The 16385-nt window shown below is 71.8% G+C and carries 17 protein-coding genes; 3 read left to right on the top strand and 14 right to left on the bottom strand.

Features of this window, described 5'->3' with window-relative positions; all coding sequences use genetic code 11:
• Positions 1–134: 134 nt before the first annotated feature.
• Positions 135–890, top strand: coding sequence for a sulfite exporter TauE/SafE family protein (locus EPA64_RS02610; protein ID WP_134724659.1), 756 nt, complete (start codon positions 135–137; stop codon positions 888–890).
• A 2-nt stretch (positions 891–892) separates the two neighbouring features.
• The gene (locus tag EPA64_RS02605; protein ID WP_134724658.1) at positions 893–1240 is read left to right on the top strand and encodes a RidA family protein; all 348 of its coding nucleotides are present in this window, start codon (positions 893–895) and stop codon (positions 1238–1240) included.
• A 167-nt stretch (positions 1241–1407) separates the two neighbouring features.
• Here the strand turns inward: EPA64_RS02605 and lpxB are convergent, their stop codons facing one another.
• From lpxB to pyrH, 14 genes are all read right to left on the bottom strand, one after another.
• Positions 1408–2568: a lipid-A-disaccharide synthase gene (gene lpxB, locus EPA64_RS02600; RefSeq protein ID WP_134724657.1), complete on the bottom strand. Its 1161-nt coding sequence runs from the start codon at positions 2566–2568 to the stop codon at positions 1408–1410.
• Between the two features lie 7 nt (positions 2569–2575).
• Complete coding sequence (locus EPA64_RS02595; RefSeq protein WP_134724656.1) at positions 2576–3373, bottom strand: LpxI family protein; 798 nt, start codon at positions 3371–3373, stop codon at positions 2576–2578.
• A complete protein-coding gene (gene lpxA / locus EPA64_RS02590) occupies positions 3370–4158 on the bottom strand; it encodes an acyl-ACP--UDP-N-acetylglucosamine O-acyltransferase (protein ID WP_134724655.1) in 789 nt (262 codons plus the stop codon). Before lpxA ends, EPA64_RS02595 begins: the two co-directional genes overlap by 4 nt.
• Positions 4151–4657, bottom strand: coding sequence for a 3-hydroxyacyl-ACP dehydratase FabZ (gene fabZ / locus EPA64_RS02585; protein ID WP_134724654.1), 507 nt, complete (start codon positions 4655–4657; stop codon positions 4151–4153). The genes lpxA and fabZ overlap by 8 nt, the downstream gene beginning before the upstream one ends.
• A 65-nt stretch (positions 4658–4722) precedes the next feature.
• Positions 4723–5364 carry a nicotinate-nucleotide adenylyltransferase gene (locus EPA64_RS02580; protein WP_134724653.1) on the bottom strand — a complete coding sequence of 214 codons (642 nt, stop codon included), beginning with the start codon at positions 5362–5364 and terminating at the stop codon, positions 4723–4725.
• 9 nt (positions 5365–5373) lie between these two features.
• Entirely contained in the window at positions 5374–6417 is a 1044-nt protein-coding gene (locus EPA64_RS02575) for an OmpH/Skp family outer membrane protein (RefSeq protein WP_167626563.1), read from the bottom strand.
• 62 nt (positions 6418–6479) lie between these two features.
• Positions 6480–8813 (bottom strand): outer membrane protein assembly factor BamA, encoded by a 2334-nt coding sequence (gene bamA, locus EPA64_RS02570; RefSeq protein WP_134724651.1) that lies wholly within the window; start codon positions 8811–8813, stop codon positions 6480–6482.
• Positions 8814–8915: 102 nt separating this feature from the next.
• Entirely contained in the window at positions 8916–10247 is a 1332-nt protein-coding gene (rseP, locus tag EPA64_RS02565) for an RIP metalloprotease RseP (RefSeq protein ID WP_134724650.1), read from the bottom strand.
• The gene (gene dxr / locus EPA64_RS02560; RefSeq protein WP_134724649.1) at positions 10244–11431 is read right to left on the bottom strand and encodes a 1-deoxy-D-xylulose-5-phosphate reductoisomerase; all 1188 of its coding nucleotides are present in this window, start codon (positions 11429–11431) and stop codon (positions 10244–10246) included. Before dxr ends, rseP begins: the two co-directional genes overlap by 4 nt.
• 1 nt (position 11432) lies before the next feature.
• Positions 11433–12245, bottom strand: coding sequence for a phosphatidate cytidylyltransferase (locus tag EPA64_RS02555; RefSeq protein WP_134724648.1), 813 nt, complete (start codon positions 12243–12245; stop codon positions 11433–11435).
• On the bottom strand, positions 12242–12982 hold the full coding sequence (gene uppS, locus EPA64_RS02550) for a polyprenyl diphosphate synthase (RefSeq protein ID WP_134724647.1): 741 nt from the start codon (positions 12980–12982) through the stop codon (positions 12242–12244). Before uppS ends, EPA64_RS02555 begins: the two co-directional genes overlap by 4 nt.
• Positions 12983–12987: 5 nt before the next feature.
• On the bottom strand, positions 12988–13551 hold the full coding sequence (gene frr / locus EPA64_RS02545) for a ribosome recycling factor (protein WP_134724646.1): 564 nt from the start codon (positions 13549–13551) through the stop codon (positions 12988–12990).
• 79 nt (positions 13552–13630) lie between these two features.
• A complete protein-coding gene (locus EPA64_RS02540) occupies positions 13631–14530 on the bottom strand; it encodes an MBL fold metallo-hydrolase (protein ID WP_134724645.1) in 900 nt (299 codons plus the stop codon).
• 55 nt (positions 14531–14585) lie between these two features.
• The gene (pyrH, locus tag EPA64_RS02535; RefSeq protein WP_134724644.1) at positions 14586–15320 is read right to left on the bottom strand and encodes a UMP kinase; all 735 of its coding nucleotides are present in this window, start codon (positions 15318–15320) and stop codon (positions 14586–14588) included.
• 96 nt (positions 15321–15416) lie between these two features.
• On the opposite strand from pyrH, the gene miaA reads away from it, so the two are divergent.
• Positions 15417–16316 carry a tRNA (adenosine(37)-N6)-dimethylallyltransferase MiaA gene (gene miaA / locus EPA64_RS02530; RefSeq protein ID WP_134724643.1) on the top strand — a complete coding sequence of 300 codons (900 nt, stop codon included), beginning with the start codon at positions 15417–15419 and terminating at the stop codon, positions 16314–16316.
• Positions 16317–16385: the final 69 nt, after the last annotated feature.

Here is a 16385-nt window from a genome sequence, read left to right as displayed (position 1 = left end):
TGCCCGGCCGAACGCGCCCAAAGCGGGTTGGTTGCATGGCGCCGGGATTTCCGTCTGCCGGAAACCCGTGCCGTCCCGGTTGCCCCCGGCAGGCTGGCGGCGCAGGGTTGCGCCACAATCGCAAGGGACATGACGTGGCCGATTTCCTGTTGTTGCTGATCGCCGGGTTCTTCGGCGGCATGCTGAACGCGGTGGCGGGCGGCGGCACGTTCATCACCTTTCCCGCGCTGGTCTTTACCGGCATCCCCGAGGTCGCGGCCAACGCCACCACCACCGTCGCCGCCCTGCCCGGCTATCTGGCGGCGACGCTGGGGTTCCGCCGCGACATCGCGCAGATCGACCGGCGGCTGGTGCGCCGGCTGACGGGGCTGACGATGCTGGGCGGGGCGATCGGGTCCGCCCTGCTGCTGGTGTCGTCGAACGAGGCGTTCGCGGCCATCGTGCCGTTCCTGCTCTTGGCCGCCACGATCATCTTCCTGACCGGGCCGCGCCTGCGCGAGCTTGCCTCGCAATACCGGCGGGGCGTCACCGCCTTTGGCGCGGGCACCATGATCCCCGTCGCGATCTATGGCGGCTATTTCAACGGCGGGCTGGGGATCGTGCTGCTGGCGCTGTTCTCGTTGTGGGGGATGACCGACATCCACGCGATGAACGGGCTGAAAAGCTGGCTGTCCTTTGCGCTGTCGGCGATTTCCTTCGCGATCTTTGCCGCGGGCGGGCAGATCGCGTGGTGGGAATGCCTGGCGATGTCGGTCGGCACCATCCTGGGCGGGTTCGGCGGCGCGCCGATCGCGCGGCGGCTGCCGGTGGCGGTGCTGCGCGGCTTGATCGCGGTCGTCGGCTTCGGCATGACGGCGGTGTTCTTCTGGCGTTTCATCAACGGAGCATAGGCATGGCAGACATTACCCGGATCGACCCCGGCACCCGGATGAGCGAGGCGGTCGTCCACAACGGCGTCGTCTATCTGGCGGGTCAGGTCGGCAAACCCGGCGACAGCATCACCGACCAGACGCGCGAGGTGCTGGGCCAGATCGACCGGCTGCTGGCGCGCGCCGGCACCGACAAGTCGCGCATCCTGACCGCGCAGATCTGGCTGGCCGACATCAAGGATTTCCCCGCGATGAACGCCGTCTGGGACGCCTGGGTGCCCAAGGGCAACCCCCCGGCCCGCGCCACGGGTGAATCGGCGCTGGCCACGCCCGACTACAAGGTCGAGGTCATCGTCACCGCGGCGGTCTGATCAGGCGACCGGCAACGCCCCCGCCGCGTCTGCCGGTCATCCGTGTGGCCTCGGTCCGGGCCGGTGCCCGAAGCCGTGCGGCGGGCCGGACGCGGCGCGCGGGGCCGTCCGTGGGGCCAACGCACCGGGCCGGATCGCCGGGCCGGATCGCCCGCGCGTCGGCCGCCTCAGCGGCGGACCCCGCCCGCGGCCGCCGCAAGGACGGACCGCGCCGCGCGCAGGCCCGGCGGCTCGCCCCCCCGGCCCAGCCGCTCCATCGTCAGCGCCATCGCGGCCAGCTGTTCCTTGCGCGCCTCGGGGTCGTCCAGCAGGCGATGCAGCGAGGCCGCCATCGGACCGGGCTGGCAGGCGCGGCCCAGGAACTCGGGGACGGCGCGGGTCTCGCTGACCAGGTTGACCAGCGTCACCGTGTCGGTCTTCAGCAGCATCCCGATCAGCCAGCGGCTGAGCGGCGCCATGTCATAGCCGATGACCATCGGCACGCGGTTGGCGGCCAGTTCCAGGCTGACCGTGCCGGACGCCGCCAGCGCAAGGTCCGCGCCCGCGAACGCCGCCCGCTTTTCCGCGCCGGTTTCGACCACGACGGGCGGCACCGGCCAGCGGCGCACCATGTCGCGCACCATGTCCGACACGCCGGGCACGGTCGGCAGCACGACGCGGATTTCCGGGATGCGGTCGCGGAGGCGGATCAGCGCCTCGTCAAAGCGGGGGCCGAGGCGCGCGACCTCGCCCCGCCGCGATCCGGGCAGGCACAGGACCAGCGGCGCGCCGGGCGCGATCCCGTGGGCCGCGCGAAAGGCGGCCGCCTGTTCGACCCCGGCCAGCGGTTCCGCGACGATGGGGTGGCCCACGAAATCGCAGCTCATCCCGGCGGCGCGCATCAGCGGCGGCTCGAACGGCAGGATCGCCAGCACGTGGTCGATGACCTGCGACATCTTCGCCGCGCGTCCCGGCCGCCACGCCCAGACCGAGGGCGCGACGTAATGCACGCGGCGCACCTGCGGCGCCGCCGCCTTGACCAGCCGCGCCACCCGCAGGCCGAAATCGGGGCTGTCGATGGTGATCAGCACGTCGGGGCCGGTTTCGGCCACCGCCTGCGCGGTCTGCGCGATGCGGCGTTTCAGCTGGCGGTATTTCGGCAGCACCTCGGCGATGCCCATGACGCTCAGCTCGGACATGGGAAACCGGCTGGCCAGCCCCTGCGCGGCCATCGCCGGACCGCCGACGCCGTCGAACCGCACATCCGGGACCAGCGTCCGCAGCCCGGCCATCAGCGCGGCGCCAAGATTGTCGCCCGACGGCTCGCCCGCGACAAGGAACACCCTCATCGCCCGGTCACCCGCGCGCCCACAGGAACAGCCCCGCCCGTTCGGCGGCGGCGACCGCGGCGGCCCGGTCCAGCAGGATGACGCCGCCAGCCTGCCACGCGATGCCAGCCAGCCCCGCCCGCGCGGCCTGTTCCACGCTGTCCGGTCCCAGCGTGGGCAGGTCGATGCGCCGGTCCTGCCCGGCCTTGGGCGCCTTGTAGAACACACCGCGCGCCCCTTGCGGATCGGCGCGCAGGCCGCGATGGGCGGCGGCGAAATCCAGCATCGCCGCGGTGCCGGGCAGGGTTTCCAGCGCCAGGCACAGCCCTTGCGCCACGACGCAGCCCTGCCCCAGATCCAGCGCCCCGGTCGCGTCCAGGATCGCCGCCGCCCGGTCGGCGTCGCGGCGGTCGGCGTCGGACGGCTGGCCCGCAAGCACCGCAGGCCCCGGCACCAGATCGGGCAGGATCGCGTCCACGCCGACGACCGGCAGGCCCCATTCCTCGAAGATGGCGATGACCTCGCGCAGGGCGGCATCGTCGCCCGACTGCATCGCCGACAGGATGCGCGGCACCAGCGTCGCCGTGCGCGGGTCGAACAGTTCCGGGTCAAGGCGCGGGCGGCGGACGGCGCCGGCAAAGACCACCCGGCCCACGCCCTGGCCGATCAGGTGGTCCAGCGTCGGGACCAGCCGTTCCAGCCGAAAGGCCTGCGCGGGAATCGCGGGCGGGAACCCGTCCAGCGCGATCACCACCGGATCATCCAGCGCCGCGGCCACGGCGGGCGCCAGCGCGCCCTGCCCGGCGATGACGGCGGTGCGGGTCATGCCTGCGGCGCAAGAAAGCTGCGGTCGGACGGGCCGAGGATGAAGTCCAGCACCTCACGCTCCATCCCCGTCAGGTCGGGGGCGTCGGCGCGGCGGCGGGCGGTGTCGCGGAACGACCCCGACCCCAGCGCGCCCAGCAGGTCGCGCAGCGCCGCGATGTCGGCCCGGCCCGCGCCGCGCCGCTTGAGGCCCACGAGGTTCAGCCCGTCCAGATGCCCGCGCGGCCCCTGCACCAGGCCATAGGGCAGCACGTCCGCCGTCACCATCGTCACCGCCCCGATCATCGCGCCGCGGCCGATGCGGACGAACTGATGCACGCCCGACAGCCCGCCGACGATCACCTCGTCGCCCAGCACGCAATGGCCCGCGACCGAGGCGTGGTTGACCAGGATCACCCCGTCGCCGATGCGGCAGTCGTGCGCCACATGGGCCCCGGCCATGAACAGCCCGTCGTCGCCCACGGTGGTCACGCCGCCCCCGCCCCGGGTGCCGGGGTTCATCGTGACATATTCGCGGATGCGGTTGCGCGCGCCAATCACCAGCCGCGTATCCTCGCCCCGGAACTTGAGATCCTGCGGCGCCTCGCCGATGCAGGCAAAGGGAAAGATCACCGTGCCTTCGCCGATGGCGGTGTCGCCGGTCACGACGACATGGCTTTTCAGATGCACGCCCGCGGCCAGCCGGACCTGGGGGCCGACGTGGCAGAACGGGCCGACGATGACATCGGCCGCCAGCTCGGCCCCCGGCTCGACCAGCGCAAGGGGATGGACGGCCGCCTCAGCCATCCGACGGGCCGCCCTTCGGGGGCGCGCCCTCGTCGGTCAGGTGCATCATGGCGGTGAAATCCGCCTCGGCGCAGACCTGGCCATCGACCAGGGCGCGGCCGTGGAACTTCCAGATCTTGCCGCCGGGGCGCTTGACGGTGACGTGCAGTTCCAGCACGTCGCCCGGCACGACCATCCGGCGGAACTTGCAGTTGTCGACGCCCATGAAATAGGTCAGCAGCGGCCGGTCGATCACGTTCAGGCTGATGCCGACGACGACGGCGGCGGTCTGGGCCATCGCCTCGACGATCAGCACGCCCGGCATGATCGGCGCATCGGGGAAATGGCCGGGGAAATGCGGCTCGTTCGCGGTCACGCATTTGACGCCCACGGCGCTTTCATAGGCGGCGATGTCGCGGACCTTGTCGATCAGCAGGAACGGATAGCGGTGCGGGATGATCCGCTTGATCAGCGACAGGTCGGCAGAGGTGTCGGGGGCAGGATTGCGCTCGGCGGCCATGGGGGACTCCGGGGTTTCGGCATGCCTAGCAAATGGGCCGGCCGATTGGCAAGCGGCGGAGGGCGTCAGCCGCCCACGCCCAGCAGCGGGGCACCGGCGTCGGGGCGCGCGGCCGACAGCCGTGCGGCGCGGATTTCGCTGGACGACAGGGGCGACATCGGCACGTTGATCAGCACCCACGCGGGCGGCGCGGCCAGCGCCAGCCGGCCTGCCTGCGCCTCGGGCAGGCGGGCGGCGGCCATGATGCGCGCCGCGCGCGAGGACCGGGCTGCGGTCCGGGTGCCGGGGCGCGCGATCACGCCGAGGGGCAGGCGCGCGGCGATCTCGCGCCAGCGGTCCCAGCGGTCGAACTGGACCAGGTTGTCGGACCCCATCAGCCAGACGAACCGCACGCCGGGCCAGCGCGCCTGCAGCGCCGCGACGGTGTCGGCGGTCAGCCGCGTGCCCAGCCGCGCCTCGATGTCGGTCACGACGACGCGCGGATCGCAAGTCAGGCGTCGCGCCCAGTCGATGCGGGCGGCCAGCGGCGCGGGGCCGCGCGCCTTCAGCGGGTTGCCGGGGCTGACCAGCCACCACACGCGGTCCAGCCGGAACCGGCGCAGCGCCATGTCGGTGATATGGACGTGGCCCGCATGGGCGGGGTCGAACGACCCGCCCAGCAGGCCGATGCGCTGGCCCGGCAACGCCAGCGGGCTGCCATTCACCATCGCCGCGGATCAGCCCGGTGCATCGGGCAAAGACGGGAGAGCGGCCGGGGGCGGCGGGAGGGCGGCAGCGGGCGGCGCGGGCGCTGTGGGTGCCGATGCGGCGGATGCGGCGGGCGCTGGCGCTGTGGGTGCGGGCCCTGTGGGAGCGGGCCCTGTGGGAGCGGATGCGGCCGGTGCAGGCATTGCTGGTGCTGGCGCGGCGGGTGCAGCAGACGTGGGCGCTGTGGTGGCCGGTGCTGGCGCAGGCGGCACGGGTGCAGGCGGCGCGGGCGTTGCTGGCGCCGGCGCCGCGGGCGCAGCGGGCGCAGCGGGCGCGCCCGGTGGTGGCACGGTCCCCGGCGCGCCCGGTGGTGGCACGGTCCCCGGCGCGCCCGGCGGTGGCACGGTCCCCGGCGCAGGCTGTGGCGCGGCGGGCACCGCCCCGTCCGTCGCACCAGCGGGCCGGTCGCCGGCTGTGCCCGCATCCACCTCGCCGCGCCCGCCGTCGTCCGCCCCGTCGCCCAGCTCGGCATCCAGCCGGGCGATCACCGCCGCGGTCACGTCGATGCTGGCGTCCGAAAACAGCACCGTGCGCTGGTCCAGCACCAGCAGCGCGCCGCGGTCCTTCATCACCCTGCCAAGGACCGGCGCGGCCGCCTGAAAGAACCGCTGGCGGTCGGCCTCGGCCGTGACCGCGACGGACCTTGCCGCCATCTCGCGTTCGCGGCGCACCTGCGTCACCCGTTCGTCGAACGCGGTGGCGCGGGCGCGGAACGCGTCGGCGGCCAGCGTGGCGCGGGCGGCGGTCAGCGCCTCCTCCTCGGCCGTTAGTTCCGCAAAGGCGCGGTCGTTGTCGGCCGAGACCTTCAGGCTCAGCGCCTCGATCCGGGCCTGGGCGCGCCTGCCCCAGGCCGATCCGATGTAAAGCGCCTCTTGATCAACGGTCAGCACGGCCTGCCGCAGGGCGCCCGCGGGGGTGGAACCGGACGGCTGGGCGGCGGGCGGGACCGCCGCAGCGCCGGTCGTCTGCGCGGCGGCAGGCTGCACCGCAAGGGCGCAGAGCGCGGCTGCCAAGACCCACCGCGCCGGACCGCCCGCCGCGCGACCCGCCCTTCGCCCGCTGCCCCCCGGCCGCATCAGAACCGGGTCGAGATCGTCAGGTCGAAGGGCTGTTCAAGGTCATAATCCTCTTGCTGGACGGCCTTGGACAGGTTGAACCGCAAGGGGCCGATGGGCGTCGTCCAGAACAGCGACACGCCGACCGACGCGCGGACGTGCATGTCGTCGTCCACCTCGACCCCGCCCGCGCCGGTGGTGCGGTCCAGGCTCCACAGCGATCCGACGTCGGCGAACACGCCGCCCGAGATGCTGTATTCCTCGGGCAGACCCAGCGGGAACTGCGCCTCGGCCCGGGCGGCCCAGAAATAGTTGCCGCCCAGCGCGTCCTCGTTCGGGGCCGCAAGGTCGCGGGGGCCGTAGCCGTTCGGCTCGAATCCCCGGATGCGGCTGTTCGCCGTAAAGCGGTTGGTGATGCGGCTGGTGTCGTCGTCCAGCATGACGATGGCGCCCGCCTCGATCTCGGCCCGCAGCGCCACCTCTTCGCGCCAGGCGCGGCTTTCCACGCCGGCCAGCACCGTCGTCGTGACCGATTTCACGTCGCCGCCCAAGCCTGCGAAATCCTGCGCAAAGCGCAGCTTGCGGCTGGTCAGCGGGTCCAGGCCCGTCGCGCGGGAATCATAGCTGTAGGTATAGCCCAGCGCCGACGTGACCCGCGCGCCCTGTTCGTAATACAGGATCGGGGACGAGCCGACGAGGTCGCCCGTCTCGGGGTCGAACTCGATCTCGCGCACGTCCAGCAGGTTGTCGCGGCTGAGCTTGTAGCGCAGTTCGAGACGGCCGTTCTCGCTGACCGGGAACTCCATCCCGGTCGAGAACCCGGCGCTGCGGGTGTTGTATTTGGTGTTCTGCTGGTCGGTGGTGGAATACCACGCCGAGAACTTGGCCCGCAGGTCGCGGCCCAGGAAATACGGCTCGATGAAGCCGAAGTTGAAGCTTTGCGACCCGCTGGCGGTCGAGAAGCCCAGGCTCACGTCCTGCCCCCGGCCCAGAAAGTTGCTTTCCTGCAGCGAGGCGTTGAAGCCGACGCCCTGGCTGGCGCCATAACTGGCGCCAAAGCCCAGGCTGCCGGTCGGCTGTTCCTCGACGTTGACGTCGACGATCACCTGCTGCTGGCTGGACCCTTCGCGGCTTTCCACCTGCGCGTCGGCGAAATAACCCAGCGCCCGCAGCCGTTCGGCGGCGTTGCGGATCTCGCGCGGGTTGAAGGGGTCGCCTTCGACCGTGCGGAACTGGCGGCGGATCACCTCGTCCAGAGTGGTGGTGTTGCCCTCGATGTCGATGCGTTCGACAAAGATCATCTGCCCGCGGGTCAGGGCAAAGGTCAGCTCAAGCGTCTGGTTGCGCGGGTTGCGCGTGATCCGCGGCTCGATCGAGACGAAATCCAGCCCCTGCTGGATCGCGACCGTTTCCATCCGCTTGATCGTGTTCTCGATGGCGGCCGGGGAATAGACGTCGCCCGGGCGCACGCGGTTCTGGGCACGGAAGGGGGCGGCATCCAGGCCCGCGATCTCGCTGGCCACAGCCACGTTGCCGAACGTATAGCGCGGCCCTTCGTAGATGTTGAAGGTGACGAAGAACGCGTCGCGTTCACGGGTGATTTCCGGGGCCACCGCCTGGACGCGAAAATCGGCATACCCGCGCGAGCGGTAGAAGTCGGTCAGCAGCTGTTCGTCCAGCGCCGTGCGTTCGGGCGCGAAGGTGTCGCGCCGGATGAACGCGCGCAGGATGCCCGCCTGTTTCGTCTGCAGCACGTTGCGCAGGCGGCGGTCGGTGAACGCGCGGTTGCCGGTAAAGCCGATGCGCTCGATCTCGGTCACGGCGCCCTCGCGCACCTCGAACACCAGATCGACCTGGTTGCCCGGCCGGGCGATGACGCGCGGATCGACGCGGGCGGCCAGCCGCCCCTCGGCGGCATAGGCGCCGGCGATGGCCTGCGCGTCCGCCTCGGCGGTCGACGGCGAAAAGACGCGGCGCGACTGCGACTGCACGATCTCGGCCAGCCGCTCGTCCTTGAGCCGGCGGTTGCCTTCGAAGTTGACGACGTTGATCGTCGGATATTCGATCACCCGGATGACAAGCGTCCGGCCGGTCGGCACGATCTCGACCGTCTCGAACAGGCCCGATTGCTGCAGCCGCTGCTGGGCGTCGTTCAGGTCGCCCAGCGACAGGTCCGCGCCGCGCCGGATGTTGGCCAGCGACAGGATCGTTTCGGCATCGACGCGCTGCGCGCCTTCCAGCTGCACCCCGGTATAGACCGCCGCGCCCGCGGGACCGGCCAGCCAGACCGGCGCCGCCAGCGCCAGCGCGGAAACCAGCGCCACGGCGCCCCTGCCGAAAATCCTGTCCGTCATTGCCGCCCCTCGCGCACGCCTGTGGCGCCGGTTTTTTCCCGGCCGCTGTTTGGCCCAATGGTTAACCCCGCCGGGGCGGTGCTGTCAAAACAAAGCCGGCGGTCAGCGGCACAGAATGTCGTTGGACAGGCCGAAAACCATCAGCGTCAGCACCAGCGCCATGCCGACGGCCGTCAGGACGCGCAGCGCGCCGTCCGACGGCGGGCGGCCGGTCAGCGCCTCCCACGTATAGAATGCAAGGTGGCCCCCATCCAGCACCGGGATCGGCAGCAGGTTCAGGAACCCGATGCCGGCCGACAGCACGCCGATCAGCCAGATGAAGTTATGCGTTCCGGTCGATGCCGCCTGTCCCGCCACCTCGGCGATCGAGATCGCGCCCGACAGGTTGCAGCGCCCGATCTGACCCGTGACCATCGCCACCAGCCCGGTCAGCGAGCCCCAGATCACGTCCCAGGTCTGACGCGCGCCCGCGCCCAGCGCCTCGAACAGCCCGGCGCGGCGGGTGGCGGGCTGGACATAGCCGTCGCCCCCCGTGACCCCGATCAGCAGGCGTTTTTCAAACCCGCCCGCGACCGGCAGATCCTGTTCGCGGGGGGCAAGGGCATAGTCCGCCTCGCCCGCGCCCGCGCGCCAGACGCGCAGCACGACGGGACGGCCGTCCGCCGCCTCGACCGCGGGGCGCAGCTGGTCGAACCGGGTGACCGGCTGGCCGTCGATGGCCAGGATCACGTCGCCCGCGCGCAGGTCGGCGGCGGCCGCCGGGCTGCGCGGCGCGACGCCCGAAATCCGCGCGGGCATCGGGTCGGGACCGGAGACGGTCAGTTCGACGCCGTCGCGCCGCACGGTCCAGTCCTGCGGGGATGCCGCCGGCAGCGTGGGGGCCAGACGGAACAGCCCGGCCCAGTCCGCGACGGGCTGGCCGCCCACGGCCAGCACCTCGTCGCCGGGGCGCAGTTCGTTGACGACGCCGGGCGGGGCCGGGGAAAGCCCGCCCACCACGATGCGGTCGGTCGCCACGCCCTGCCACAGCATGACCCCGGCAAAGACCGCGATCGCCAGCACGAAGTTGAAGACCGGCCCCGCCGCCACTGTGGCAAAGCGCGCCCACAGCGGCGCGCCGGCCAGCGTCTGGCGCGCAAGGCGCGGATCGACCGCCTGCCCCGGCCCGGCGCTGGCCGCGTTCTCGTCCCCCAGAAAGCGGACATAGCCGCCCAGCGGGATCGCCGCGACCTGCCAGACGGTGCCCCGCCGGTCGCGCCGCGCCCAGATCCGCGGGCCGAAGCCCAGCGAGAACACCTCGGACCGGATGCCGGACCAGCGGGCGACGATGTAATGGCCGTATTCGTGGACGCCGACGATGATCGACAGCGCGACGACAAACGAGGCTATGGTCCAGACCAGCCCGCCGCCCGCCGCGATGATATCCTGGATCATGCCGCGCCCTGCCCGGCCACGCCGCGAACCGCGGCGGCGTCGCGCCGCGCCTGCCGGTCCCAGTCCAGCACCGCCGCAAGGCTGTCGGGGCTGGCGCCGAACCCGGCGCGGCCCGCCGCCGCCGCCAGCGCGCGGTCCACCGCAGGCGCCATGTCGGTAAAGCGGATGCGCCCGGCGATGAAGTCGTCCAGCGCCTGTTCCTTGGCGGCATTGAAGACCGCGCCCGCCGCGCCGCCCGACGCGATGACCTGCCGCGCCAGCGCCAGCGCGGGCCAGCGCGTCTCGCACGGCGCGCGGAACGTCAGGCTGCCCAGCGCGGCCAGATCCAGCCGCGGCAGCCCCAGCGGTTCCCGGCGCGGCCAGTGCAGCGCGTGGCCGATGGCGTGGCGCATGTCGGGCGGCCCCAGATGCGCCAGCGTCCCGCCGTCGGCATAGCTGACCATCGCGTGGACAATGGATTCGGGATGCACCAGCACCGCGATGCGGCCGGCGGGCAGGGCAAAGAACTCATGCGCCTCGATGACTTCCAGCGCCTTGTTGAACATCGAGGCGCTGTCGATGGTGATGCGCTGCCCCATCGTCCAGTTCGGATGGCACGACGCCTCGGCCACCGTGGCATGGGCCAGCCGTTCCAGCGGCCAGTCGCGGAACGCACCCCCGGACGCGGTGATCGTGACGCGCTCGACCGCTTCGATGTTGTTCCGATCAAGGCATTGGAATATGGCGGAATGTTCCGAATCGACCGGCAGGATGGTGGCGCCCGTGCGGGCCGCCGTGCCCATCAGCAGCGGACCGGCGGCGACCAGGCTTTCCTTGTTGGCCAGCGCCAGCACGCCGCCGCGTTCGGCCACGCGCAGGCCCGGCGCCAGCCCCGCCGCGCCGACGATGGCCGACAGCACCCAGTCGGCGGGTCGGTCGGCGGCTTCGATCAGCGCCTGCGCACCGCCCGCCGCCTCGATTTCGGTGCCGGCAAGCGCGTCCCGCAGGGCGGGCAGCAGCGTGTCGTCCGCGATCACCGCCAGTTCGGCGCCCAGCGCCCGCGCCATCTGGGCCAGCCGCGCGACGTTGCGCCCCCCGGTCAGCGCCACCACGCGCCAGCGCGCGGGACCGCCCGACTGCATCAGCAGGTCGAATGCGCTTTCCCCGACCGATCCGGTCGCGCCCAGTATCGAGACGCTGCGCATGTCAGCCGACCACGGGCAGCCTGCCGGCCAGCCCCAGCAGGGTCGCCGCCGCCAGCGATCCGGCCATCGCGTCAAAGCGGTCCATCAACCCTCCGTGGCCCGGGATCAGGCGCGAGCTGTCCTTGACGCCGACGCGGCGCTTGATCCAGCTTTCGCCGATGTCGCCCATCTGGCCCGCGAACGCCAGCAGCGGGCCGATCACGATCACGCCGGGTTCGGCAAGGCCCAGGGCGAACAGCACCAGCCCCAGCACCGCCGCGCCGATCCAGCCGGCGGCCGTCCCGCTCCAGGTCTTTTTTGGGCTGATCGCGGGCCAGAACTTGGGGCCGCCGACGCTGCGGCCGACGAAATACCCCAGCACGTCCGACAGCACGACCAGCGCGACGATCCACAGCGCCTCGCCCAGGCCAAAGGTCAGCCGCACCCACAACAGGCCCCAGGCGGCCAGCACCATCAGCATGAAAAAGCCGACATAGGCCGGGCGCAGCTCGCGCCGGGCGACCGGGGTGCCGACGGCCAGCGGCACGATCAGCGCCAGCGCGCCCCATGACCCGGCAAACAGCGTGGCGGCCATCGCCAGCCCGGCCAGCAGCCCGATGCCGACGACCCGCCGCTGCGCGGGCGCGGGCACGACAAGGCGCGTCAGCTCCCACACGAGGGCGGCGAACAGGATCGAGATCCCCGCGCTTGCCACCATGACGGGCATCACCAGCAGCGCGGCCCCGGCGACAAGGATGATGAGGGCAGAGCCCACCCGCTCGGCCAGATCGGGCCAGCGGCCCGGCGGTCCGACGCGGGGCGCGGGCGGCGTCATGCCGCGCCGAAACGGCGCTGGCGCTGGCTTGTGCGACCCAGGATCTCGGCCAGATGCGCCGGGGTGAAGTCGGGCCACAGGACAGGCGTGAACTCGTATTCCGAATAGGCCGCCTGGAACGGCAGGAAGTTCGAGATGCGATGCTCCCCCGACGTGCGGATCACCAGATCGGGGTCGGGGTGGCCGGCGGTGTCCAGACACGCGGCCAGGTCGGCCTCGGACGCGGCGGCGATCTCGCCCCGGGCGATGCGGCCGGCCAGCCGGGTGGCGGCGCGCGCCAGTTCGTCCCGGCCGCCATAGTTGATGGCGACGGTCAGGTTCAGCCGCGTGTTGCCGGCGGTCCGCGCCTCGATCCCGGCCATCAGCGTCTGCAGCTTGGGGTCCAGCCGCTCGCGCCCGCCGATGAACCGCATCCGCACGCCCTCGGCCGACATCGCCTCGGCCTCGCGGCGGATATAGCGGGCGAAGATGCCCATCAGGCCCAGCACTTCCTCGGTCGAGCGCTTCCAGTTCTCGGTCGAGAAGGCATAGATGGTCAGCCAGTCCACGCCCAGTTCGGGGCAGGCCCGCACGACCTGCTTGACCCGCTCCGCCCCGCGGCGGTGGCCGACCAGCCGCGGCCAGCCGCGTTCGGTGGCCCACCGCCCGTTGCCGTCCATGATGATGGCGACGTGGCGGGCGCGGCCCCCGCCGCCGGAAAACGAGGTCGCCTGAACCGGCGCGGCATCGGCGGGCATCGGGATCAGACCTGCATGATTTCGGCTTGTTTCGCTTCGAGCGCCTTGTCCACCTCGGCGATCATCTTGTCGGTCAGTTCCTGCACCGAGACCTCCCAGAACTTCTGGTCGTCCTCGGCCATGCCCTTGGCCTTGGCCTTCTTGATCTGGTCCATGCCGTCGCGGCGCACGTTGCGGACGGCCACGCGGGCGTGTTCGGCGTATTGCGCGGCGACCCGGGTCAGCTCGCGCCGGCGTTCTTCGTTCAGCTCGGGGATGGGCAGCATGATGATCGTGCCGTTCAGCTGCGGGTTGATCCCCAGCCCGCTTTCCCGGATCGCCTTTTCGGCCTTGCCGACCAGCGCCTTGTCCCAGACGTTGATGGTGACCATCCGGGGTTCGGGCACGTTCACCGTGCCGATCTGGTTCAGCGGCGTGGGCGATCCATAGGCGTCCACCATGATCGGATCGACCATGCTGGCCGAGGCGCGCCCGGTCCGCAGCGACGAGAATTCGTGACGCAGGCTGTCCATCGCGCCCTTCATCCGGCGCTCGATGTCGTCCGTGTCGATCTCGATATCGTCGGCCATTGCTCTGCTCGCAGGTTGTTTTCGGTCCTATACCCGGTTCAGGCCGGGGTTGTATAGGTCCGCCGCCGTCCTGCGGCGGTCAAGGCGTCTCATAGGCGCTGCCGTCCGAGGCGCGGCGCGGCGCGTCCACATACCGCCCCTTTTCGGGAACGGCGACCGTGCGGAACCCGGCGGCAAGCCGGTGCAGCGCGTCGCGCATCTCGGCGCCGCGCATCGGCTGGCCGTGGAAGGTCAGCGCCAGATAGGGTTCCAGCGCCGCAAGCTTGCGCACCGACGCCTCGGCGGCGTCCCAGTCGATGGTGAAATACATCGGCGGGCCGTGCATCTGCGGCTGCTGCACGGCCACGTCATAGGCGGACTCCTGCCCGGTGGTGCAGAAGGCGTCGCCGACGATCAGCGCGCGGTCCTCCTCGCGCCACAGCGAGACGTGGCCGACGGAATGGCCGGGGGTATGAATCCAGCGCCAGCCGGGCAGGAACGGCACGCTGCCGTCCTCGGGCAGCGCGGCCAACCGCGCGCCCACGTCCACCGGCCGCGTCGGATACAGCCGCGACAGCCGCGCCATCAGCCCGCCGCCCACGCCGGGATCGGCGGGCGGATAGGCGGCGCTGCCGTTCAGATAGGGATGTTCCAGCGGGTGGGCATAGACCGGGACGTCCCATTCGCCGGCAAGCTGTTCCAGCGCGCCCACATGGTCGAAATGGCCGTGCGTCATCACGATCGCCGCCGGGCGCGAGGCTTCGCCGAACCGCGCCTCGGCCGCGCTGCGGATCAGGCCGGCGGTGCCCGCCAGCCCCGCGTCGATCAGCACCCATTCGCGGTCGCCCGCCCCCGCCGGCCCCACGAAGACCACGTTGACGATGCCCAGCCGGCGATAGGCCAGGTCGGGCGCGACCTCGTGCGTGTGGTCGCGCCGCGCCGCGTCCAGTTCGGGTTCAACCGCGCTTGCGTCAGAGGAAAGGGGGATCTGGTCGGACATGGTCGCCTCGCGCTGCGTGTCCCTCAACGAACGCGCGCCGGGCCGGTTCCGGGGCCTAGCCGTGGACCCGCGTATAGGTGCCCTTGCCCGACAGGATACCGCAGAACCCGCCCGGCTCGTCCAGCGAGAACACGATGATCGGCAGGTTGTTGTCGCGGGCCAGCGCGATGGCCGACGCGTCCATCACCGCAAGGTGCTTTTGCAGCACCTCGTCATAGCTGACGTTCTGGTAACGCTGCGCATCGGCATGGCGGGTCGGATCCTTGTCATAGACGCCGTCCACCTTGGTGCCCTTGAAGATCGCCTCGCAGTTCATCTCGTTCGCGCGCAGCGTGGCGGCGGTGTCGGTGGTGAAATACGGGTTGCCGGTGCCGGCGGCGAAGATGACGATGCGCTTTTTCTCAAGATGGCGGATGGCGCGGCGGCGGATATACGGCTCGCACACCTCGTCCATGCGGATGGCGCTGATGACGCGGCAATGCAGGCCCTTGGCCTCAAGCGCGGATTGCACGGCCAGCGCGTTCATGACGGTCGCCAGCATCCCCATATAGTCGGCGGTCGTCCGCTCCATCCCTTGGGCGGACCCTTGCAGCCCGCGAAAGATGTTGCCGCCGCCGATCACCATGCAGATTTCCACGCCCATCGCGTGGACCGCCTCGACCTCGTCGGCGATGCGGGCGACGGTCGGCGGGTGCAGGCCGTATCCCTGGTCGCCCATCAGCGCCTCGCCCGAGATCTTCAGCATCACCCGGTTGAAGGGTCTGGACGCCGAGGCGAGTTCGTTGGTCATGGCGGCACCCGTGCTGATTTCCCTGGCGCGCAAAATGGCGCAGACAGGGGCCATGTTCAACCAGATGACCCGGCGGCGCCCGCGCCCCCCGACACCATGCTGAGCGCGGCCGATCCGGGCGGCGTCATCGCGACCCTTGATCCCGCGCGCCATGTGCTGATCGCGGGGCCGACCGCGTCGGGCAAATCGGCGCTGGCGCTGGCCATCGCGGCCCGGCAGGGCGGCGTCGTCGTCAACGCCGACGCGCTGCAGGTGTGGTCGTGCTGGCGGGTGCTGACCGCGCGGCCCACGGCGGCGGACCATGCCGCCGCGCCGCATCTGCTTTACGGCCATGTCGCGCCGGACCGCGCCTATTCCGTGGGCGACTGGCTGGCCGAGGTCGCGGCCCTGATCGCCACCGGCCAGCGGCTGATCGTGGCGGGCGGCACGGGGCTTTACCTGACGGCGCTGACCCGCGGGCTGGCCGTCATCCCGCCGGTTCCCCCCGGCATCCGGGCGCGCGGCGATGCGTGGCTGGCGGCGGGCGGGCTGGGCGAGATGGTGGCGGCGCTGGACGCCCCCACCGCCGCCGGGATCGACCTGCGCAACCCCGCCCGCGTCCAGCGCGCGTGGGAGGTGCTGGCGGCCACGGGACGGGGGCTGGCCGACTGGCAGGCGGACACGCCCGCCCCGCTGATCGGCCCGGACGCTGCGGCGCGGCTGGTCATCCAGGCCAACCGCGACCGGCTGGCGCAGCGGATCGAGGCCCGGTTCGACGCCATGCTGGACCAGGGCGCGCTGGACGAGGTGCGCGCCGTGCTGCCGCACTGGTTCCCTGCCGCGCAATGGGCGCGCGCCATCGGCGCGGCCGAGCTGGTCGCGCATCTGACGGGCCGCGCCACCTTGGCCGAGGCTCACGACCGCGCGGTGATCGCCACCCGCCAATACGCCAAGTCGCAGCGCATCTGGTTCCGGGGCCGGATGCGGGACTGGCGGCCGGTGGCCGCGTCAGTCTGACCCTGCCACGTGGCGCGGCCGCCACAACCACAGATTGTGTTGCATTGCTGACATTATCTCATTGCGGAA

It is taken from the genome of Paracoccus luteus, from assembly GCF_004522155.1.
GTDB classification, from domain to species: Bacteria; Pseudomonadota; Alphaproteobacteria; order Rhodobacterales; family Rhodobacteraceae; genus Paracoccus; species Paracoccus luteus.
Note: the sequence above shows the minus strand (reverse complement) of the source record. Positions and strands in the feature narration are given on the sequence as shown.